Below are 22,494 nucleotides of genomic sequence, written 5' to 3'. Positions count from 1 at the left end.
AATGGTACCTCATCTTCTACAACTGGAGGTAATTCGATGTTGATTGGTCCTGAAACAATGGCTTTGATGGATGGAGCAAAAAGAGTACGATTTTATGCAAGGGCTTCAACTTCGGGTACAACACTTGATGTAGGAACTGTTTCCAGTACAACTGATGCTTCAACTTTTACTGCTATTCAAACGATTACTTTAACAACAACACAAACTCAGTATGTCGTTTATGTTCCAAGTGGAAGTAATTCAAATTTAGCCTTTAGACATGGATTAACGGGGAATTATCGTTCCATTTCAATAGATAATATTTGGGTTGAACCTAATCCAAGTTGTATAGAACCTTCTGGAATCAATTTTTCTGGTACTTCTGTGAATGGCACTACGGCAAATTGGACAGCGCCTTATGGAACGGCCCCTGCTAATGGATATACTGTATACTATTCTACAGCTAATGGAGCACCAAATGCTTCGACTGTTTTAGATGCAACTAATTCAGTTTCATCAACAACTACAAGTGCGACGTTATCTGGTTTGAATAGTGGCACAACTTATTATGTTTGGATAAGATCTAATTGTAGCTCAACTGAATTTAGTACTTGGACAGGACCAGTTTCTGTAACAACGGCATCGCTTTGTCCTACTCTGTTAAGTCCTTCAAATAGTGCTCTTAATGTTAGTCCGACACCATCAATATATTGGAGTGCTGTCAACGGGGCAACTGGCTATTTGTTAACTGTTGGGACTACTTCCGGTGGTAACGATATCTTGAATGCAGTAGATGTTGGAAATGTAACTAATTACAGTTTTGCTTCACCTTTGACTCTGGGGCAACAATATTACTATACGGTGGTTGGATATGCAGGAGGTACCGTTGGTAGTTCTTGTACGCAAAGAAATTTTACAGTTATAGCGAATGCTCCAACTGCTGCAAATGATGAATGTGCTAATGCAACAGTTCTTACTCCGGGAGCAAATTTTGCACAAAATCCTTTGACAGGGACAGTATCAGGAGCAAGTACATCAGGACCTGTTCCAAGTTGTCAGACTACATCTTATTATAATGTTTGGTATAGTGTTGTAGTGCCAGCAAGTGGAAGTATAACTCTTGAAACGCACTCTGTCAGTGGTTCTTCTTTGACTGATACTGTGCTTGCGGTGTACAGTGGAACCTGCGGTTCATTAACACAAGTTGGTTGTGATGATGATAGCTCAGCTGATGGTAATTTCTCTTTATTAACTTTAACAGGACAAACTCCTGGAGCTACATTATTGATAGCGGTTTCGGATTATTCTTCAAGTAATGTGGGTGAGTTTCAAGTTTCAGCTTATGATGCTTCACTTGCTACTAATGATGTTACTGTTAAGGCAAATGATATTAAATTGTATCCTAATCCATTTACGGATGTGATTAATATATCAAACGTTAGAGATGTTAAATCATTGACCATCGTAGATTTGTCAGGCAGACTTATTAAAAATATTGATGGACCAAGAGCCGAAGTTAATTTGAGCGATTTGAAATCTGGTTTGTATCTAATTAACCTTCACTTAAATGACGGTTCTAAACGAACAATCAAAGCGATCAAAAAATAATTTTTTAGTCATAATTGAAATTGGCGGCTCAAATTATGAGTCGCCTTTTTTATTTTTTGCTATTTTAGCGCTAAAGAATAAAAAGATATCAAAATAAGTCCTATTTTATTACTTTTGCTAAATTAATTTGAAGCTAATGTCAGAAATTGAAAATCAGAGTCCAGAAAACATAAAGAATAATCCGAAAATTATGAAAGCTTGGGCTTTCTATGATTGGGCCAATTCAGTTTATTCATTGGTAATAACATCGGCTATTTTTCCGATTTATTATACGATGCTAACAACCAAATTCAATAAAAAAGAATTTGTGAAAGCAGCTAACGAAGTTCAGGAAATTCCTGTTAGACATCTCATAAATATTTTTGGGAACTCCTATGAGCCTGATGCAGTATTAAGCTTTTCATTTGCCATTTCCTTCTTACTTGTTGTTTTTTTATCTCCATTTTTATCGTCTTTGGCGGATACCATTGGTAATAAGAAATCTTTTTTACAGTTTTTCTGCTATCTCGGAGCAACCTCATGTATGGGGTTGGCTATGTTTACAGGGATGAATAACGTATTTCTAGGATTACTTTTCAGTATTACAGCAAGTGTCGGTTTTTGGGGAAGTTTGGTGTTTTACAACTCCTTTTTACCAGATATTGCAAGTAGGGACAAGCAAGATGAACTTTCCGCAAGAGGTTTCATTTATGGATATATAGGTTCTGTAGTTTTGTTGGTTATTTGTCTTGTTTTGATTAAAGTGGTGGCAGAAGGTGAGCAGCAGCAAAAGCTTTGGATTAGAATCAGTTTCTTGTTAACTGGTGCTTGGTGGTTTGGATTTTCACAATACACCTTCAAACATCTCCCACAGTTTGGGAATGTTAAAGGAGAATTACCAAAAGATTTAGTCTTACTTAACTATAAAAATATTTTCAAAAAACACGAACAACAAGGTGGACTTTTTGGGGTGATTTGTGATAATATTGGTTTTTATAAAGATGTTGCTAAGGAAAGCTTCAAGGAGCTTTTCAAAGTGGGGAATACTCTTTTCCAAAATGAGAATCTCAAATTTTTCCTTTTAAGCTTCTTCTTCTATAGTGTTGGGATGCAGACCATTTTCTTGATGGCAACGCCTTTCGGAAGTGATGTTATTTTTCCTAAAAGTGATGAAAAGTATAAATTGATTATCACTATTTTAGTTATTCAAATTATCGCCATCGTAGGTGCATTTTTGTTCTCAAAACTATCAAAGAAAATAGGAAACAAAAACGTCATTACCATCGCAGTTGTTCTTTGGATATTATGTTGTCTTTCGGCTTTTACACTTAATAATGATAATCCTAACAAGCAAATGCAATTCTACATTTTGGCTGGTGTAATTGGACTTGTAATGGGAGGGCTTCAGGCGATGTCAAGGTCTTCTTATTCCAAATTGCTACCGCAAGATTCTATGGAAAATACCACTTACTTTAGTTTTTACGATGTTCTGGAGAAATTAGCGATTATCTTGGGTATGATTATCTTTAGTTTGGTGATTCAGAAATATAAAAACATGCAGTATGCCTTCATAGCTATGTCTTTTTTCTTTGCAATTGGAGCATTACTAATTCGTTTTGTCAATTTTTCGAAGTCAAAATAGCCGTTTTTCAGATTTAAATATTTTTGGCAAGATATGTGCTTTTGAAGCAACGATTTGAAGAGTTCAGATCAATATTGAATTATAGCTTATTGACCTAAAAAGTATTATAGTTCATATAAATTAAATTTTGTAGTTTTGCATTTGGAAATCAGTAGTTTAATATAGCAATTAATGACGAATCCACTTTTTTACGCGAAAATATTATTGTTCGGAGAGTACGGAATTATTGAAGACTCTCGGGGACTTACACTTCCGTATAGCTTTTACAAAGGGACTTTGAAGTTCTCAACTTCCGATTCTGATTTCGAAAGAACCTCTAATTTTTCATTAAAAAAATATGCGACTTATCTTCAAAATCTTGAATTACCACAAGGTTTTGAAATCGATGTAGAAGCATTTCAAAAAGATATTTCAAAAGGATTATTTTTTGATTCTAACATTCCGCAAGGTTATGGAGTCGGAAGTTCTGGTGCATTGGTGGCTGCTATTTTCGAAAAATATTCTATTAAAAAATACAAGGCCGAATCCATTTCGAAAAATCATCTAAAAGAACTGAAGAAAGTTTTTGGACTTTTGGAGAGCTATTTTCATGGTAAAAGTTCAGGGATTGATCCTTTGATTTGTTATATGAATCTTCCGATTTTGATTGAAAATAAAGAGTCAGTAGATAAAGTTTCGATTTCTGGTGGAGAAGAAGGAAAAGGAGCCATTTTCTTGATTGATTCAGGTGTTGTTGGTGAGACGGGACCGATGGTACAGATTTTCTTTGAAAAAATGAAAGCTGAAGGTTTCCGCAAAACTTTGAAAGAGGAGTTTATCCGCTATAACAATGCTTGTATTGATGCCTTCCTAAAGAAAGAAATGAATCCACTTTTTCGAAATCTTAAAAAACTTTCAGTTTGGGCTTATGAGCACTTCAAACCGATGATTCCAGAAAGTATTTATAATGCTTGGAAGAAAGGTTTGGATACCAATGCCTATTATCTTAAACTCTGCGGAAGTGGAGGTGGAGGCTACATTTTAGGATTCACCAAAGACTATAACAAAGCCGAAAAAATGTTAGAAGGTTTCCACAAAGAGGTGATTTATAGATTCTAAACAGATGAAGCCACCACATTTGGATTCAAAGGATTGGGCTTCACGGGATTCGTTTTCCAAAATATTTCTTTATCGTCTATCACAAATAGTTGCTTTCTTATTAGGAGCAAGGGTTTTTGTTGTCATCTTATTGACTTTTGCTTTATATGTATCAACCTTTTTTCTTTTCAATCAAGAAGAAAGTTTGAGAGCTTTTGTTTTTGATTTCAAAATTCATGGAATTATTTTTTGCTCGATTCTCAGTATTCTTGCGGGCGGAATTATTAATCAGTTTTATGACCGCGAAAAAGACAAGTTGATAAAGCCTTTTAGGAGTCATGTTCAAGAGTTTTTGAAGCAGAAATATTACCTTTATTCCTACCTTTTTCTTAATATCATTTCGCTTACCATTGCATGGTTGATTTCACCTCGGGTCTTCGTTTTTTTCTTGATATACCAGTTTTTTATGTGGTATTACAGTCACAAATTAAGTAGGATTTTGTTGGTTAATAATTTGACTTTTGTTGGACTTACTTTGTATCCTTTCTTTGGGATGTTGGTGTATTATCAGACATTTTCTTTGAAGATTTTTTTGATGGCTATTTTTTTATTTTTGATTTTGTTCGTCATTGATATCGTTAAAGATTTACTCACCAGTAATGTCGATCGTGTTTTTGGTTATTCGACCATCCCTAATACTTATGGTTTTTCTGTTGCAAAATATGTAATTGCGTCACTTTTGATTGTTAATTCAGTCATTTCGGTAATGATTTTTAACATTATGGGTTCGCAATCAGTGATGTCTTGGTTCTTCGTTGTTAGTGTGGTTATTTTTATTTTGGGCATTATCTTGTTGAATTCCAGTCAGAAAATGCGAAATTTTTTCTTACTGAATATTCTTAGGTCCTGGCTTTTTATTGGTATTGTAGCCATGCTTGCCGATGGAGTAATAATGAAGTACTAAATTACTTTTGGGAAAGCGAAACAATTCTTAAATTTGAGGGAATTTATTCAAAGAAAAATATGTCCATTTTCAACAATACTCAGGTCGCTTTTATCGACAAATCAAATTCGCAACTACGCAAAGCTTATTGGATGTTTAAGGCTATTGAGCATCCGCATTTAACAAGTTTTGGTATCAAAATCATGAATTTTGCAGTCCACAATGACTTACCTTTTGCAAGAAAACTTATCAAAGATACCATGTTTCAGCAGTTTTGCGGTGGTGAATCAAGAGAAGAAAGTATGAAAGTGGTGAAACAGATGTTCACGCATCATATTGGAAGTATTTTTGATTATGCCAAAGAAGGAGCGGAGGAAGAAGCAGCTTTTGACCAAACCTTTGAAGAAATTAAAGAGAATATCAAATTTGCGGAAGGTAATCCTGCGATTCCATTTGTGGTTTTTAAGCCAACAGGTTTTGGAAGATTGGATTTGTATGACAAAGTTGGTAAGGTTTTTTCTAATCTCACTGATGCTGAGAAAGATGAGTGGAGCAGAGTGGTAGCTCGATTTGAAGGTGTTTGTAAAATGGCTTATGAAAGAAACGTTGTGCTGATGGTAGATGCAGAGGAATCGTGGATGCAAGATGCTGCAGATGCATTGGTTAATGAAATGAAATCTAAATATAATCGTGAAAAAGCCATTGTTTGGAATACCATTCAAATGTATAGAACCAAAAGACTGGAGTATTTGGCTGAAGATATTAAAAGAGCTAATGAAAAAGGCTATTTCTTGGGATACAAATTCGTGAGAGGAGCTTATATGGAGAAAGAGCGTGCAAGAGCTGCCGAAAAAGGGTATGAAGATCCGATTCAGCCCACAAAACAAGCTTCAGATGATAATTATAATGCAGCGATTGATTTTGTAATGAATAATTTGGATAAAGTTTCCGCTTTTTTCGGTACCCACAACGAACGATCCAATGAAATTGTACTCGAAAAAATGAAAGAGAAGAATCTCGAACATGATGATCCAAGAATTCATTTTGGTCAATTATACGGGATGAGTGATAACATTTCTTATCTTTTGGGCGAAATGAAATATAATGTCTGCAAATATCTTCCTTACGGAACTGTTAAAGAAGTAGTTCCTTACTTAACGAGAAGAGCTCAAGAAAATACTTCAGTAGCAGGTCAAACGGGTCGCGAACTTGGCTTAATTGAAAGAGAACTCAAAAGAAGAAAGACAGGAAGAATCTAATGAATCGAGAAGAACTTAAGATTTTTCTTGACGAAAAAGTTGATCTCTATAATCAGACCTCTTTTATTGAAAATGACCCAATACAGATTCCGCATCGTTTTTCGGTAAAACAAGATATTGAGATTTCAGGATTTCTTGCAGCAACAATTGCTTGGGGAAATAGGAAGAGCATTATTAGTTCGGCAAACAAAATACTGGATTATCTCGACCAAGAACCTTATGATTTTGTTAAAAATTTCAAGGAGTCCGATCTTTCTTTTCTGAAAGATAAAGCTATTCATCGGACTTTTAATGGGGAGGATTTTATTTTTTTCTAAAACGATTTCAAGCTATTTATAATGATTTTGAAAGTTTGGAAAGCCTTTTTCTTTTGAAGGAGGGTGAAACCAATTTCTACCATAGTATCGAACGTTTTCGGACTTATTTTCTTGCGATAGATCCACAATATCGAAGTCAAAAGCACATTAGTTCACCATACAAAAACTCAGCCTCTAAAAGGATAATGATGTTTTTACGATGGATGGTACGCAAGGATCTTCGGGGTGTAGATTTTGGAATTTGGGAAAATATTAATCCAAAATTTTTATCAATTCCACTGGATGTACACACGGGAAATGTATCCAGAAAGTTGGGTATTCTTAAAAGGGCCCAGAACGATTGGAAAACCATTGAAGAACTAGATCTAGTTCTTCGCAGCTGGGATGAGTCAGACCCTGCAAAATATGATTTTGCACTTTTCGGACTTGGAGTTGAAGGTTTTTTTAGTGAGTAGATTTTCGCCTCAAGAAGGTGCTAAATCTATCTATTTATTCACCGTTTTTCCACAACTGAGCAAAACCAATAAAATCTTCTACACTTAATTCTTCTGCACGTTTATCCATGAATTCATGCGAAGTCAGAAAGTCTGGAATCATTAATGGTTTCAAAGAATTAGACAGTTTCTTTCTTCTTTGATTGAATCCTGCTTTTACAATTTTTTTCAGAATATCTTCATAACCTTCAACACCTGATTTGGGGTTGCGAGTTAGTTTTATAACTCCTGATTTTACCTTTGGAGGAGGGTTGAAGACATTTTCATTGACTGTGAAAAGATATTCTACATCGTAATATACTTGCACAAGAACAGATAAGATCCCGTAAGATTTGGTGCGTGGTTGCGCAGCGACACGTTCTGCAACTTCCTTTTGGAACATTCCTGCCATTTCTGGAATTTGCTGATAATAGTCTATGATTTTAAATAAAATTTGAGACGAAATATTATAGGGGAAGTTTCCAATGATTTCGATTTCCTGATTGTGTGCAAAAGCAAAATCGGTTCTTAAGAAATCACCAATAAAAGTGTTTTCATTAATTTTAGAGTAATTTTTTTTGAGATAATCAATTGATTCAGTATCAATTTCAGCCAAAAATAGTGGATTATTTCTTTCTAGCAGATACTTGGTCAAGACACCTGTACCAGGGCCAACTTCCAAAATGAGGTGACCTTCTTCAAAGGTAAGACTGTCTGCAATTTTCTTTGCGATATTTTCGTCGGTTAAGAAATGTTGACCGAGATGTTTTTTAGCTTTTACAATCATGTAATCGATTTGATATTTAGAATCCTTGCCATTACTTTTTGATACATGTGTTTTTTATGATTTTATTAACACTGATTTTGAAGGATTCGGGGCAAATTTCGGAAGATTTTTTCTATTTTAGCCGAAAAATTTTGATTGAATGGCGAAGACAGCAGAAGATTTTAATAAAAAACGACTTAGATCGAGCAATATTACGGTAGTAATCAGTATCGCTTTGGTGCTATTTTGGGTTGGCCTTTTCGGAATGATCTTGTTGAATGCTCAGAAATATGCTGACTTTCTAAAGGAGGAATTGGTGGTCAATGCTTACTTTGATGAAAACTATGACCCGAAAGATTCCGTTAAAATTGCAAAATTAGAGGCAGATGCTTTTGAAAAAATTCAAAAATTAGAGCCAGTTAAGAAAGCTAAGTATATTTCGAGAGCGCAAGCTTCAATCGAAGCAGAAAAGAGTCTTGGAATTAATGCTCAGAAATTATTTGGAGCTGATATTTTTCCTTCTTCAGTTGAAGTTTCTTTGAAATCGGAGTTCATTGATTCTACAAAGGTTGGTGGTGCAATGAAACAAATTGCAGCAGTTCCTGGAGTTAAAGATGTTAAAAATGATTCCGAAAGTCAGAAAATTTACAAAACCTTGAACCGCATTATGAGTTGGATTCTTGGGTTTTCGATTTTGTTTTTATTGGTAGCAGTAGTGTTAATCAATAACTCTATTCGATTGAAAATTTTCTCTAAGAGATTTATCATCAAAACTATGCAGTTGGTAGGAGCAAAAAGAAGATTCATCCTGAAACCTTTCATCATCGAAGCAGCTATTTTGGGAGCTATTGGAGCTTTGGTTGGACTTTTGGCTTTGTCAGGAGTTTGGTATTATTTCACTTCTATTATTGAGACTCCGTTTGCCCAAGATACTTTGCAATATGCTTGGTTAGCTTTGGGAGTTACAGGTTTAGGTATTTTGATTACGGTTGTCAGTACTGCAATTGCAACATGGAGATTTTTAAGTAGTAACGTCGACGATTTATATTATTCATAAAATGGCAAAAAAAAACATCAATATCACCGCAAAAGATTACGGGACGCAAGAGCCGGTTCAGGCTGAAAAAGTGTTCTACTTTGGGAAGAAAAATTTTCAATATATGTATATTGGATTAGGGTTAATTTTGTTAGGTTTTATCCTAATGATTGGACCGGATGCTAATACAGTTGATGGGAAATTTGATGCTAATAATTGGAACGAAGGGATTTTTTCTTTCAGAAGAATTAGATTGGCACCCTTGTTAGTTATCGCTGGATTTGTGATGCAAGTCATCGCGATCTTAAAAAGAAACAAATAATAAATTAATTTTTTAGAATATCACTTAAAAGTCGGTTGCATTGCAATTGACTTTTTATGTGAAATAACCACATATTATGGATTTAATCAAAGCAATTATTATTGCGATTGTAGAAGGATTAACAGAGTATTTGCCGATTTCGTCAACCGCTCACATGGGTTTTGCCGCAAGTTTGATGGGTTTGGAAGAATCCGAATTTTTGAAGATGTTTCAGGTATCGATTCAGTTTGGGGCGATACTTTCGGTGGTGGTCGCTTATTGGAGAAAGTTTTTTGATTTTAGTAATCTACAGTTTTATTACAAATTGGCATTTGCCGTTATTCCAGCTTTGGGTCTTGGTTTTTTTCTTGATGATTATATCGAATCGGTTTTAGGGAATCAAATTGCCATTTCTGCTGTGTTAGTTCTTGGAGGAGTTGTGTTGCTATTTGCTGATAGTTGGTTCAAGAATCCAGTCATAGACAATGAAAAGGAAATCACCTTCAAGAAGGCGATAATTATTGGTTTTTGGCAATGTCTTGCAATGATGCCAGGAACGAGTAGAAGTGCAGCTTCCATCATTGGTGGGATGACTCAAGGTCTTACTCGTAAGGCTGCTGCAGAATTTTCATTTTTCCTTGCAGTTCCTACCATGTTAGCGGTTACGGTTTATTCTGTTTTTGCAAAGACATGGGGAAAGAATACACCACATCCACAAAAGGGATACGAAATGATTTTGGAATCTCAGGAGCATATTATGATTTTCTTGGTTGGAAATTTGGTTGCGTTTGTAGTAGCTTGGATTGCAATTAAATCGTTTATTGCTTTGCTTAACAAATATGGTTTCAGACCTTGGGGTTGGTACCGAATTTTTGTTGGAATTGCGCTGTTGATTTATTTTTATTGGTTCAAATAATTTTTTGTTTAAACTTAAATTTTAAAGAATCGATAATTAGCATTTAAATTAATTTTAAACATTATCAAGCCTTATGACAGCAGAGAAGCTACAATCTGGACATATATTTCTATTGGACAAACCTTTGGATTGGACGAGTTTTCAGGCTGTCAATAAGTTGAAATACAAGCTAAAAAGAGAGTTCAAAGAATTGCCAAAGAAATTCAAAATTGGTCATGCAGGAACGTTAGATCCCAGAGCAACTGGTCTTTTGATTGTTTGCACTGGTAAATTCACCAAAAAGATTCCCGAAATTCAAGATGCTCCAAAAGAGTATTTTACAGAGATTAAAATTGGAGCTCAAACTGAATCTTATGATACCGAAAAGCCTGAAATTTTGATTCGGGATTATTCACAGATTTCAAAAGAGCAAGTTTTAGAAACATTGAAGAAATTTGTAGGTGAAATAGAACAAAAACCACCTGTGTTTTCAGCAATTAAAATTGATGGAGAACGAGCTTATAATTTGGCGAGAGCGGGAGAAGAAGTTGAAATGAAATCTCGAAAAACGACTATTTTTTATATCGATCATATCGAAATTGACTTTCCTTTTGTTCGCTTTATGGTAGGATGTTCCAAAGGAACGTATATACGAAGTCTTGCGCACGATATTGGTCAGGAATTAGGTGTTGGAGCGTATCTTTACAATTTAAGAAGAACAAAAATCGGTGAGTATAGTGTCGAAGATGCCACTTCCGATTATTTGAATAACGATTATAATTTCAGCGAATAATGAAATCAAAGATTTTTTTTGGATTTTTCTTGTTGTTAAGTGCCTTGTTTTATGGTCAAGAAGTTGATAATAGACTTGGGCTTTACTCGACATTTGATGCTAATGTAGGTTTTGATTTAACAAGACACAGCAGTAGTGAGTTTCTTAATGCTGATGGTTACTACCAAGAACCTCCTGGAAAGTTTAATTATGGATTTTCAGCTGGAGTAGGTTATCATTTTGCCAAACGATTTTCGTTAGAAGGTGGTGTTCGATATAGCTATATTGACCCTAATTTTCATATAATTTATGCTAATGCAAAACCTTGTGTTTTTGTTGGAGATTTGGAGGAGCAAGATTTACTTTATTTTTTCCTTAATGGTGGACTCAAAATCAATCAAACTGCGACTAACGATGCTGTTTTTTTTGGAATTGGATTTGGGAAGGTGGAAACCTTGAAAAAACATTTTGGACATCGTTTTCAAGCGGTTTTAGAAACGCAGATATTGGATGAAGAAAGCACTTGGTTTTTAGGTTTATCTTACGGAATTATATTATTCAGTAATAAAAATTGATTTTGGAAAAGATTAGAATTAATAAATATTTGTCAGAAGTTGGATTCTGTTCAAGGAGAGAAGCAGATAGACTTCTTGAACAAGGTCTTATTACCGTTAATGGGAAATTGCCCGAATTAGGAACCAAAGTTTCTTCTGAGGATGATATTAGAGTTAATGGGAAACAAATTACAGAACCAGAAGAAGAACACGTCTACATTGCGTTGAACAAACCTGTTGGAATTGTCTGTACCACCGATACCAAGAGAGAAAAGAAAAATATTGTGGATTTTATCAATCATCCAAAAAGGATTTTTCCAATTGGTAGATTGGACAAGCCCAGTGAAGGATTGATTTTGCTGACTTCTGATGGTGATATTGTGAATAAAATTCTGAGAGCGCGTAATAATCACGAGAAAGAATATATCGTACGTGTTAACAAACCAATTACAGAGGCTTTTCTGAACAAAATGCGAAATGGAGTTCCTATTTTGGACACCGTAACCAGAAAGTGTTTTGTTGAAAAAATTGATACGATGACTTTCCGAATCATCCTGACGCAAGGTCTTAATCGTCAAATTCGAAGAATGTGCGAGTATCTTGAATACGAAGTGAAAAAGCTGAAGCGTATCCGAATTATGAATATCAAGCTCGATTTACCAGTTGGGAAATGGCGTGACTTGACCTCTGATGAATTGTCCCAAATCATGGAATTAGTTGCGGATTCTAAAAAGACTTTTGATTAGTTTTTTTTTCACTTCGAGTAACGGAGCGGAGTGTATCGAGAAGTGAAATGTAATAGTTCTCGATACGATTTTTTTCCATTACATTCCAAAAAATCACTCGAACTGACGAATTACATTGTTTAAAATTAGCTTACCATCACTTCGAGTAACGAAGTGGAGCGGAGCGTATCGAGAAGTGAAATTTAATAGTTCTCGATACGATTTTTTTTCATTGCATTTCAAAAAATCCCTCGAACTGACGAATTACATTGTTTAAAATTAGCTTACCGTCACTTCGAGTAACGAAGCGGAGCGGAATTTATCGAGAAGTGAAATTTAATAGTTCTCGATGCGATTTTTTTTCATTGCATTCCAAAAAATCACTCGAACTGACATAGTCAAATTCTTATTTACTCCTTTAAGTACCATTTCATCTTTTCGACGTACTCTGGTTTGACGTTAATGTGTTTCCACATTTGCTTTTCGTTTTTGTCGTTAATTCGGAAGTACAGTATTTTATCCGCTGAATATTTAAAGTAGGGATGAGTCTTCAACCAACTTTCAGGCGCATCAAATAGGGTATATTTAGTCACCGAAGAAGAATTGAGTGTTGTTTGACTCGTTAGTTTTTCAGCTAAATCTTTTTCAATCAAAAAAACCTCAAAAATTTGATTTTTGTTGACAAATCCGCCCAAAGAGTTTCGGTAATTTACAAAATTAGAAGCCACTTTTCTGCTGAAACCAAATTCTTGTAATTGATTTTCTGTAATCGCATTAAGATTAACTTTGGAGAAGTCCGTTTTTGCAGAAGTACTTTTCTCGAATTCTTTCTTTGGTTGTTCGGTTGAAGGATTGATGGAAACAATACTTTCAGATTTTATGTTGATGTAAGGCTTTAATTCCTCAAATTTTTCGGGAGAAATAACAAAACAACTTTTAATTTCGTCAATATTTTTGAAGCTGCCTTTCAGGTTTTTCGTTTTGTAGTTGAGAATTACCTGTGCTTGTTTTTCCGAGAATCCAAGATTTTTCCAACCTTCCAAATCCAAGGTGTTGGGGTCAAAAGTTTGATATTGAATTTTGGACACAGCACTTTTCGGCGTATAAGTGCTTTTCTGAGTGAATTTTTCCGGAGTTCTATCAGGAAGAATAAGGAAGGGTTCTAATTTTTGATAGTTCTCTTCATTGATGATAAAGCATTGCTGTAAGAGTTCCTTACTGACGAAACTTCCTCCTAAATAATTTTTGTATTTCAGAATTGCAGCAGCTTGTCGGTCGGAGAAGCCTAATTTTTCCCAATCATTTTGAGTGTACAAATCAGGATTGAAAGCTCTCGAAATTTTTAGTTGACGTTTTTCGAAGTTACTTTTATTTCCATTTTTAACCAATTCAGAATGTTCAGGGAGCAAAATGTAATCTTTGATTTCGTCATATTTTTCACTGGAAATCACAAAACATTTTTTGATTTCGTCTTTGGACGAAAAACTTCCGCCGAGAAGATTTTTATACTTTAAAATAGTTTGAGATTGTTTTTCAGTAAAACCTAATGCTTCCCAATCTTTTAATAAATAATCGTTGGGGTCAAATGATGTTATTGCTATTGTGGATTTGGCTTTATCAACGGGAACAAATGCTACCTTTCCACTATCAAAATGCTTGTCCTGCTTAAAGTAGGGCAGGGCAAGACCTAAACTCAATAACGTGACTCCTAAAAGTAGAAGTCCAAGTAAATATTGACGATTGATGTGGAATTCCAAATTTGATTTCATATTTGGAACGTTTTAAGAAGGTTACTCTAGTTGATCGACGAGAGACTCTTTGAGTTTCTGCAATTCAGCTTTCACAAACTCCAATCGGTCAATAACCGTAATGGTTTCGGAGATTTTTTGATTGGTAGTCAGTGCAGTTTTGGCGCCGTCCAAAGTATAACCTTTTTCCTTCACCAAATAATAGATCATCTTCAGATTTTTGATATCCTCCGGTGTGAAGTATCGATTTCCCTTTCTGTTTTTCTTTGGTTTGATGATAGGAAATTCCTGCTCCCAATAACGAATAAGAGAGGTGTTAACATCAAAAGCTTTTGCTACTTCTCCAATAGAATAATACAGTTTATCCGGAAGGTTAATGTTCATTAATCAAAAATCTTTTTGTTATAAAGTCAAAGATAGAAAATTTTTTATTGATAATTACAAGTTGTAAATTGCCAAAAAAAGTTATGATGATGAAAAAAACAATGGTTTTGGTTTCTGCTTCTGTTATCATGTTAAATTGTGCTACCAAAAGTTCAACAGATTCGAAGGATATTGTTAGCAAAGGTGCACAGGTTGAGTTGGTGTCGGATCAATTTAGTTTTACAGAAGGACCTGCAGCTGATTTTACTGGAAGTGTCTATTTTACGGATCAGCCTAACGATAAAATCTATCTCTGGAATTGGAAAAATAATGAAGTGTCCATCTTTTCGGATAAAACAGGGAGAGCTAATGGAACATTTGTTGACAAAGAAGGAAACTTAGTGACTTGTTCTGATGCGAATGGGGAGATTTGGAAATTTAAAAAAGATAAATCAGTTGATATCATAACCGCTGACTTCGAAGGAAAAAGGTTGAATGGCCCCAATGACCTGTGGTTGGATGATAAGGGTGGAATTTATTTTACAGACCCGTTGTATATTAGAGATTATTGGAAAAACTTCCAGCAAGAGATTTTTGAGAAAAATCTTTATTATAGAACGTCAACTGGAAAAATAATCAAACTCGATACTTTTGTTCAACCGAATGGAATTGTCGGAAGTGTGAAGTCTAAAAAATTATATGTGTCAGATATCGATGCCAACAAAACTTATGTTTATGATATTGTAGAAGAAGGTAAGTTGAGTAACAAAAAACTATTCTGCAACCTCGGATCAGATGGGATGACTTTGGATGATCAAGGAAACCTTTATTTGACGGGGAATGGCGTTATTGTTTTCGATAAAAATGGTCAAGAAATTAAACGAATTTCGGTGCCTGAAAAATGGACAGCAAACGTCACTTTTGGAGGTAAGGATTTCTCGACCTTATTTATTACGGCTTCAAAATCGGTCTACACCTTGAAAATGAATGTTTCCGGAGGTAAATAAATTTGAAAAAAGCGCGGTTAATTCAGAAAAAATTATTATTTTTGCACCACTTTTTTGTGGACAAGGTTTGAAAGAGTAAAACATTAATAATTAATGACTTCCGTATTTTTTAATTCCACACTTGCAAAACGTTAGAGAAGAAGGAATACAAATTTTATTTTTATGTCAGAAACGACAGTACAAAAAGAAGAGGTTTTAGTAAACCAAAACGTAGCACCAGAACAATTTGATTGGGATTCATTCGAATCAGGATTAGATGCTGATGCTAGAAAAGAAAAAAATGATTTAGAAGAAATCTACAAAGGTTCTTTGAAAGATCTTGAGGACAATGAAGTTCTTAAAGGTAAAGTAGTTAGATTAACTGACAAAGAAGCTATCGTTGATATTAACTTCAAATCAGAAGGTGTTATTTCTCTTAACGAATTCCGTTACAATCCAGAGCTTAAAGTTGGTGATGAAGTAGAAGTAATGGTTGACAGAAGAGAAGATAAAAGTGGACAACTTCAACTTTCTCATAAAAAAGCAAGAACCCTTAAGGCTTGGGATAGAGTTAACGATCTTCACGAAACTGGAGAGGTTGTTAATGGATTTGTTAAATCTAGAACAAAAGGTGGTATGATTGTAGACGTTCATGGTATCGAAGCGTTCTTACCAGGTTCTCAAATCGATGTTAAGCCAATTAAAGATTACGATCAATATGTTGGAAAAACAATGGAATTCAAAGTTGTGAAAATTAACCCAGAATTCAAAAACGTTGTAGTTTCTCACAAAGCGTTAATCGAAGCAGATATCGAAGATCAGAAAAAAGAAATCATCTCTCAATTAGAGCAAGGTCAAGTTCTTGAAGGAACTGTTAAAAACATTACTTCTTATGGAGTATTTGTTGATCTTGGTGGTGTTGATGGATTGATCCACATTACAGACCTTTCTTGGTCTAGAGTTAACCATCCTTCTGAAGTATTAGAAGATGGACAAACTGTAAAAGTGGTTATCCTTGACTTTGATGAAGATAAAACAAGAATCCAATTAGGTATGAAGCAATTAGAAGCTCATCCTTGGGATGCACTTTCAGCTGACCTTAAAGTTGGTGATAAAGTAAAAGGAAAAGTAGTTGTTCTTGCTGACTATGGTGCATTTGTAGAAATCGCTCCAGGTGTAGAAGGATTAATCCACGTTTCTGAAATGTCTTGGTCTACTCACTTGAGAAGCGCTGGAGATTTCGTAAAAGTTGGAGACGAAGTAGAAGCAGAAGTATTGACTTTGGATAGAGAAGAAAGAAAAATTTCTTTAGGTATCAAGCAATTGAACAAAGATCCATGGGAAAATATCAGCGAAAAATATCCAATCGGTTCTGAGCACGTTGGAACAGTAAGAAACTTCACTAACTTTGGTGTATTCGTAGAGTTAGAAGAAGGTATCGATGGATTGGTATACATTTCTGACCTTTCTTGGACTAAGAAAATCAAGCATCCATCTGAGTTCTGCAACGTTGGAGATCAAATGAACGTTGTTGTTCTTGAGTTAGACGTTGATGCAAGAAGAATTTCTTTAGGTCACAAGCAATTGACTGAAAATCCTTGGGATAAATTCCAAACTAAGTACGCTGAAGGAACTGTACACACAGGAACTGCAACAGAAGTATTTGACAAAGGAGCTCAAGTTCAGTTTGAAGATGCAGAAGTAGAAGCTTTCTGTCCTTCAAGATTGTTAGAGAAAGAAGACGGTTCAAGAATCAAGAAAGGAGAAACTGCTGAATTCAAAGTAATTGAATTTAACAAAGATTTCAAGAGAGTAGTTGTTTCGCATACAGGAATCTTCAGAGATGAGGAGAGAAGAAATGCAAAAGAATCTACAGTAACATCTTCTTCTTCATCTAATGAAGAAAGATCAACTCTTGGAGATATCGATGCTCTTGCAGAATTGAAAAAGAAAATGGAAGAAGGGAAATAATCCCAACTGAAATTCGACTTATATGACCGCTCCAATTTTGGAGCGGTTTTTTTGTATATTTAAATTTTAAAAGCTTCTATTTCAATGAAAGGGAAATTTTTTCTCGTATTTATTTTATTTTTAGTTTCATGTAATACTGAGGAGATTACTTTGCGTTATTTTAATGGAAAGAATTCGGATAAGAATCATACATGGGGATCTTCTTTGCAAATCTTTTTTGAGGACGATGAAGAGATGACAGGTGTTAGTATAAAAAATAGAAAATTAAAAAAGAAGTTAATTAAAATAAGAGATAGTATTACTGTTAATAATAATATCATTGCTGATTTTGATGATGGCAATTATTCTTTTGCCTTCATAAGTGGGAAAGATACATTGTTTGCTGATAATAGATTGGAGTTTTGGCGATATCAAGACAAAGGTGTTTATTTTAAACCCAATGATGAAGTGAAAAAAACTATTCGCAACCACTATAAGCTTCCAGAGCAGTATTAAGTTCAGGCATGATTGTTTCTAAGCAGGTTTAGATTTTAAAGTTTTTTATTTAAGAAAAATTGTACTTTAGTGCTACAATTATTTTTGAAATGAGAAGACTTCTATATTCGGCTATTATTTGTTTTTCGACATTATTGGTGCAAGTTGACGCACAAGAAAATCAAAAACTCCTTTCTCAGTATTTTTCTAATCAACCTATTGAATATGTGATTGATTCCGAAGAATATTCAGCATCATTGAGAGCCAATATTGTTAAAATTCAGCAAACTATTAATGGGATTCCTTTGTATAATGCTATGGCAACGGTGGTGGTCAGAGATGGAAAAGTGATTTATACTTCTGATAATTTGGAGAGAAATATGGAAACTTCTGCTTCTAGGACAGCTTCAAAATCTGCACAAGAGGTTTTCAAAGGAATTCAAAACCAGTTTTCGTTCGATAAGAAAGCTGCATTTCAATTTGTTGATTTCAAAGATTCAGCAAATAATGAATCGACGGTAAAGTCTCGTCCGATGTATTTCAAAAACGGAAATTCAATCCAGTTGGGATACGAGTTTCTATTTGAAGATGCAACTCACCATTATTGGTCTGTAATCGCTGACGCTAATAATTCAAGAATTTTAATTAAACAGAATTTGACTTTAAGTTGTCATTTTGTTCCAGAAACCACTGATTTATCAAGAAAATCTAAAAATTTTAAAACCAATAATTCGAATCATCAGATATTAAAAACTGCTGACAACGCTTCCTACAACGTTTTTGCTTTACCTATAGAAAGTCCAAATTTCGGCTCACGAAGTTTAGTTTCTAATCCCTGGTATCTTGATGCGTCTCCAGAAGGATGGCATTCTGATGGAACTCAGCATTACACCATCACAAGAGGAAATAATGTCTATGCTTATGAAGATACCGATGCTAATGATAATCCTGGGACATCGCCAGATGGAGGTAGCACTCGACTTTTTGATTTTCCGCTTAATCTTAATGGGAATTACCTCAATAATGTTTCGGCTTCGGCGACTAACTTGTTTTATACTTCTAACAAATCCCATGATTTATTTTATAGATTAGGTTTTAATGAAGGTTCCAAAAACTTTCAGACCAATAATTTTGGAAAAGGAGGGACTGGTAATGATCCTCTTTTGGCGGAGACTTTGGATTCAGAATCTATCAATAATTCTAATTTTACTACACCTCCGGAAGGAACATCACCGAGAATGCAAATGTTTCTTTGGAGTCCCAAAAATGTTAAAAGGCTTTTCTACAATGCACCAGCAACTGCAATCACGAGAGAACCCGCAACCAAAGGAGCGACTTTTGGACCCACATTGACAGCAACAGGAGTGACGGGAGATGTGATGGTGAGTTCGGTGTTGGACGCATGTACGGATTTGCCTTCTGGTTCCATGACTGGGAAGATTGGGTTAGCCGAAAGAGGAAACTGTAATTTTACACTAAAGGTGAAAAATATGCAGAATGCAGGAGCGATTGGAGCTATTATTTATAATGCAACCACATCAACCAATTTTATCAGCATGGGAGGGACTGATGCTACTGTAACGATTCCTTCTATTTTAATTGAAAATTCGGAAGGAGAATATATTAAATCGACCATAAGTTCGCCCGCAACTGTTAATGCCACATTGAAATACGATTCGACTCAAGATGTCTATATTGATGGCAGTTTTGACAACGGAATTATCATTCACGAATATGCGCATGGAGTTAGCAACAGAAGTACCGGAAATGGCTATTCTTGCCTCAATAAAGAAGTTTCCAAAGAACAAATGGGTGAAGGTTGGTCAGATTTTTTTGCGACGATGTTCACCAATACCGATGCAGTGACTGTTGATAGGATTCGTTCCGTTTCTTCTTTTGCGGCAGGACAAGACGCAACAGGAACCGGAATTCGCCCAGCGAAATATTCACCTGATTTTGCGGTAAATAATTATACTTACGGGAAAACCAACGGAATGGAATTCGAAGAAGATGGAGCAATGACACCCGATGTGCATTCGATTGGGTTTGTGTGGGCGACAATGCTTTGGGATTTGCATTGGAATTTTGCTGATCAATATGGTTTTGCAGCTGATGCGGTCAATAATCCGACTTCAGGAAGTGGCAAAGTTCTTCAGTTGGTTATGGATGCGCTTAAAATTCAGGAATGTAATCCCACATTTGTTTCTGGTCGAGATGCGATATTATATGCAGATTTAATCGCGAATCATGGTGCAAATCGCTGCATGATTTGGGAGACTTTTGCTAAGAGAGGTCTTGGAGCCAACGCTTCAGCTGGAGACAAAGACGACATTAATGACCAAGTTGAAGATTTTACAGTCCCAATCGAATGTACTAATCCTAATGCTTACGGTACGCAATACGCAGTGGTTCCTAATCCTGTGAAAGAAAATTATTTTGACGTTATTTTTCCAGTTGCTGATTTTGGAAAAGCCAGTATTCAAGTATTTGACGCATCTGGAAGATTGGTGATTTCGGAAGAAAGACTGGTAGTACAATCCAAACAACGTTTTGCTTCTTTAAAGTTGAAAAATGGTGTCTATTTGGTCAAAATTGATGGCAAATCAGGGAAAAAAGTTCTAAAATTTATTGTTGAATAAAATTTCATTAGATTTAAAAAATGTCACCCAATAATTCGATTTTTAATTATATTAAAGCGCATTTAGAAAGCATTGGAAGTATAGATTTTCAATCAGTTTCGGCCTATGTGAAGAACCTTCCTTACAAGCGCAATCCTGATAAAATTGATTTCTTGTGTATTCTTAAAGATCATGGTGGAACTTGCTCTACAAAGCATGTTTTTTTGAAGAGATTTGCCGATGAAATTGGAGAGCAGGATGTTAGACTGATGATGTGTATATTCATGATGAATGCTGATAATACACCGAAGATTTCACCTGTTTTGAAAAAGTATAATTTACCAGAAATGCCCGAGGCGCATAATTATTTAAGGATTAAAGGCGAAATAGTTGATTGTACACGACGAAATTCTAAAGCATCGGATTTTGTTAAAGATATGAAGCTTGAAATTGAGATTTCTCCTGCGCAAATTACAGATTGCAAAGTTCAGTTTCAGAAGGATTATATTAAAGATTATTTGTCAAATCATCCGCAAATTCCGTATTCTAATGATGAGTTCTGGGATATTAGGGAAGATTGTATTGCAGCTTTACAGTCGTGATTCAGTTTGATTTTCGTAGATTTAAAGATGGATATTCAACAGCAGATTCAAGAGTATATAGATAGCCAATCGGAGCCAAAACGCACTGAAATGGAAACTTTACACCAACTTATTCATGAGTTGGAACCTACCTGTCAGCAATGGTTTGAGACTGGAAAAAACAAAGAAGGAAAGGCTATTTCTAATCCTAATATTGGCTACGGAAAATATACAATCCGATATGCGAACGGAACAACGCAAGAATTTTTTAGAATCGGCATGAGCGCAAATACAAGCGGAATTTCTGTTTATATTTTAGGGCTACCGGACAAAAAACATTTGATTAACGCTTATAGCGAAAGAATTGGTAAAGCTACTATAACTGGCTATTGCATCAAATTCAAAACCTTGGAAGCAATTAACGTGGATGTTCTAGTGGAAGCTGTTAAATTTGGTTTTGAAACAGATTAAATGCCTTAAGGTTAACGCTATTTTTGTAAACAAATGAATTTGAAATCTTTCCCAATCATTATATATTGTGCTATGATTACTTGTTTTTCATGGTCGAAAGTTTATTCGAGCCCAAAATATGTCACAGTAATTTCTGAAAATTCTATAAATTTATCAACTAATTCTGATGACCCCAAAGCGATTGCTGAGACTTATAAACCCGAAGGTTCTTCTGTAGTTCATGAAGTCATAAAGACGGATTTGTGGGGATGTCAAGATGTAGTTATTGTCTTCTATGAATTTCGGTATCAAGAGAAAGGAGAGTATCCTCACGAACGTCAATATGTTGAAGGTTATTTACTGATTCCAGATTCCAAAGGAAAGTATCAGATGGTTCTAATTGACGAGCTTCAAGATGATAATGTGGATACCGTCATTGAGAGTGTTTTCTTTGCTAATGCTGACAAAGATAGCCTAAAAGAGCTTTTCATTATTTCTTCGGCAACTCATCATTTGCAATATCTATATGAAGGTGTAGAATACAGTGTTTCTGGATATAATAATATTGCTACTAATTCTAAATTACCTAAAGCACTAAAGAGACTTAATCTCAATATCGATGGCGGTTTTGAAGGTTATACCGAAGATGAAGCAGGTCGAGAAAATCATCATGCTAATTTCAGAACAGCTCAAGAAGTCAAAAAGGAACTAAAAAGGAGAGGGTTTTGAGTTTTAGATTCAGATTGAGTTTGTTTTCGGGTTAAATATTTGATTTATTGATTTTTGCAAGGCTTCTTTTCTTATACGCAAAGTTGACTGTTATTCTTTGTAAATTTAAAATGTAGTTTTTGAGTTGAAATAATTCTCTCTCTTATATTTCAGTTTTTTCGCCAATCATGCTTTAGGCGTTTCTAAATTTTTTAGATTTTTTAGATTTTCCGCTCCACAGCTCAAAAAGTACGATAGGAATATTGTAA

21 protein-coding genes and 1 pseudogene are annotated in these 22,494 nt (G+C 35.0%); 19 read left to right on the top strand and 3 right to left on the bottom strand.

Annotated features, from left to right (window positions below):
• The 6 genes and pseudogenes from AC4AGG_RS05220 to AC4AGG_RS05195 all read left to right on the top strand — a co-directional run.
• Window positions 1-1,587: T9SS type A sorting domain-containing protein (locus AC4AGG_RS05220; RefSeq protein ID WP_489770932.1), on the top strand; the 1,587-nt coding region annotated here is incomplete at its 5' end.
• A gap of 136 nt (window positions 1,588-1,723) precedes the next feature.
• Window positions 1,724-3,208, top strand: coding sequence for an MFS transporter (locus AC4AGG_RS05215; RefSeq protein WP_489770931.1), 1,485 nt, complete (start codon window positions 1,724-1,726; stop codon window positions 3,206-3,208).
• A gap of 171 nt (window positions 3,209-3,379) precedes the next feature.
• Window positions 3,380-4,306 (top strand): mevalonate kinase family protein, encoded by a 927-nt coding sequence (locus AC4AGG_RS05210; protein ID WP_489770930.1) that lies wholly within the window; start codon window positions 3,380-3,382, stop codon window positions 4,304-4,306.
• A gap of 4 nt (window positions 4,307-4,310) precedes the next feature.
• Window positions 4,311-5,249: a UbiA family prenyltransferase gene (locus AC4AGG_RS05205; protein WP_489770929.1), complete on the top strand. Its 939-nt coding sequence runs from the start codon at window positions 4,311-4,313 to the stop codon at window positions 5,247-5,249.
• Between the two features lie 59 nt (window positions 5,250-5,308).
• Window positions 5,309-6,487 carry a proline dehydrogenase family protein gene (locus AC4AGG_RS05200; protein ID WP_489770928.1) on the top strand — a complete coding sequence of 393 codons (1,179 nt, stop codon included), beginning with the start codon at window positions 5,309-5,311 and terminating at the stop codon, window positions 6,485-6,487.
• Window positions 6,487-7,259: pseudogene (locus AC4AGG_RS05195) on the top strand (TIGR02757 family protein). The gene AC4AGG_RS05200 and the pseudogene AC4AGG_RS05195 overlap by 1 nt, the downstream one beginning before the upstream one ends.
• A 34-nt stretch (window positions 7,260-7,293) precedes the next feature.
• Here AC4AGG_RS05195 and rsmA read toward each other — a convergent pair.
• Window positions 7,294-8,064: a 16S rRNA (adenine(1518)-N(6)/adenine(1519)-N(6))-dimethyltransferase RsmA gene (gene rsmA, locus AC4AGG_RS05190; protein ID WP_489770927.1), complete on the bottom strand. Its 771-nt coding sequence runs from the start codon at window positions 8,062-8,064 to the stop codon at window positions 7,294-7,296.
• 139 nt (window positions 8,065-8,203) lie between these two features.
• On the opposite strand from rsmA, the gene AC4AGG_RS05185 reads away from it, so the two are divergent.
• From AC4AGG_RS05185 to rluF, 6 genes are all read left to right on the top strand, one after another.
• Entirely contained in the window at window positions 8,204-9,100 is an 897-nt protein-coding gene (locus tag AC4AGG_RS05185) for a cell division protein FtsX (protein ID WP_489770926.1), read from the top strand.
• Between the two features lies 1 nt (window position 9,101).
• On the top strand, window positions 9,102-9,401 hold the full coding sequence (locus tag AC4AGG_RS05180; protein WP_489770925.1) for a DUF3098 domain-containing protein: 300 nt from the start codon (window positions 9,102-9,104) through the stop codon (window positions 9,399-9,401).
• A gap of 76 nt (window positions 9,402-9,477) precedes the next feature.
• Window positions 9,478-10,296 (top strand): undecaprenyl-diphosphate phosphatase, encoded by an 819-nt coding sequence (locus tag AC4AGG_RS05175; RefSeq protein ID WP_489770924.1) that lies wholly within the window; start codon window positions 9,478-9,480, stop codon window positions 10,294-10,296.
• 73 nt (window positions 10,297-10,369) lie between these two features.
• Window positions 10,370-11,068 carry a tRNA pseudouridine(55) synthase TruB gene (gene truB / locus AC4AGG_RS05170; protein ID WP_489770923.1) on the top strand — a complete coding sequence of 233 codons (699 nt, stop codon included), beginning with the start codon at window positions 10,370-10,372 and terminating at the stop codon, window positions 11,066-11,068.
• Window positions 11,068-11,622 carry a hypothetical protein gene (locus AC4AGG_RS05165; protein WP_489770922.1) on the top strand — a complete coding sequence of 185 codons (555 nt, stop codon included), beginning with the start codon at window positions 11,068-11,070 and terminating at the stop codon, window positions 11,620-11,622. The genes truB and AC4AGG_RS05165 overlap by 1 nt, the downstream gene beginning before the upstream one ends.
• A gap of 2 nt (window positions 11,623-11,624) precedes the next feature.
• Entirely contained in the window at window positions 11,625-12,347 is a 723-nt protein-coding gene (rluF, locus tag AC4AGG_RS05160) for a 23S rRNA pseudouridine(2604) synthase RluF (RefSeq protein ID WP_489770921.1), read from the top strand.
• A 389-nt stretch (window positions 12,348-12,736) separates the two neighbouring features.
• Here rluF and AC4AGG_RS05155 read toward each other — a convergent pair whose 3' ends face one another.
• The gene (locus tag AC4AGG_RS05155) at window positions 12,737-14,095 is read right to left on the bottom strand and encodes a ComEA family DNA-binding protein (protein ID WP_489770920.1); all 1,359 of its coding nucleotides are present in this window, start codon (window positions 14,093-14,095) and stop codon (window positions 12,737-12,739) included.
• 21 nt (window positions 14,096-14,116) lie between these two features.
• Window positions 14,117-14,458 carry a MerR family transcriptional regulator gene (locus AC4AGG_RS05150; protein WP_489770919.1) on the bottom strand — a complete coding sequence of 114 codons (342 nt, stop codon included), beginning with the start codon at window positions 14,456-14,458 and terminating at the stop codon, window positions 14,117-14,119.
• Between the two features lie 86 nt (window positions 14,459-14,544).
• Here AC4AGG_RS05150 and AC4AGG_RS05145 point away from each other — a divergent pair, with 86 nt between their 5' ends.
• From AC4AGG_RS05145 to AC4AGG_RS05115, 7 genes are all read left to right on the top strand, one after another.
• Window positions 14,545-15,444: an SMP-30/gluconolactonase/LRE family protein gene (locus tag AC4AGG_RS05145; RefSeq protein WP_489770918.1), complete on the top strand. Its 900-nt coding sequence runs from the start codon at window positions 14,545-14,547 to the stop codon at window positions 15,442-15,444.
• Between the two features lie 162 nt (window positions 15,445-15,606).
• Window positions 15,607-17,394, top strand: a complete 1,788-nt coding sequence (gene rpsA, locus AC4AGG_RS05140; RefSeq protein WP_489770917.1) for a 30S ribosomal protein S1 — start codon at window positions 15,607-15,609, stop codon at window positions 17,392-17,394.
• An 84-nt stretch (window positions 17,395-17,478) separates the two neighbouring features.
• On the top strand, window positions 17,479-17,889 hold the full coding sequence (locus tag AC4AGG_RS05135) for a hypothetical protein (RefSeq protein ID WP_489770916.1): 411 nt from the start codon (window positions 17,479-17,481) through the stop codon (window positions 17,887-17,889).
• Between the two features lie 89 nt (window positions 17,890-17,978).
• Entirely contained in the window at window positions 17,979-20,507 is a 2,529-nt protein-coding gene (locus AC4AGG_RS05130) for a T9SS-dependent M36 family metallopeptidase (RefSeq protein ID WP_489770915.1), read from the top strand.
• A gap of 20 nt (window positions 20,508-20,527) precedes the next feature.
• The gene (locus tag AC4AGG_RS05125; RefSeq protein ID WP_489770914.1) at window positions 20,528-21,088 is read left to right on the top strand and encodes a hypothetical protein; all 561 of its coding nucleotides are present in this window, start codon (window positions 20,528-20,530) and stop codon (window positions 21,086-21,088) included.
• A 90-nt stretch (window positions 21,089-21,178) separates the two neighbouring features.
• On the top strand, window positions 21,179-21,538 hold the full coding sequence (locus tag AC4AGG_RS05120; protein ID WP_489770913.1) for a DUF1801 domain-containing protein: 360 nt from the start codon (window positions 21,179-21,181) through the stop codon (window positions 21,536-21,538).
• A gap of 33 nt (window positions 21,539-21,571) precedes the next feature.
• Window positions 21,572-22,246 (top strand): hypothetical protein, encoded by a 675-nt coding sequence (locus AC4AGG_RS05115; RefSeq protein ID WP_489770912.1) that lies wholly within the window; start codon window positions 21,572-21,574, stop codon window positions 22,244-22,246.
• The last annotated feature ends 248 nt before the right edge of the window (window positions 22,247-22,494 follow it).

This window comes from Chryseobacterium sp. CG10_8 (assembly GCF_058117085.1).
The sequence above is the reverse complement of the archived record's forward strand: the minus strand, read 5'-3'. Positions and strand labels throughout refer to the sequence as shown.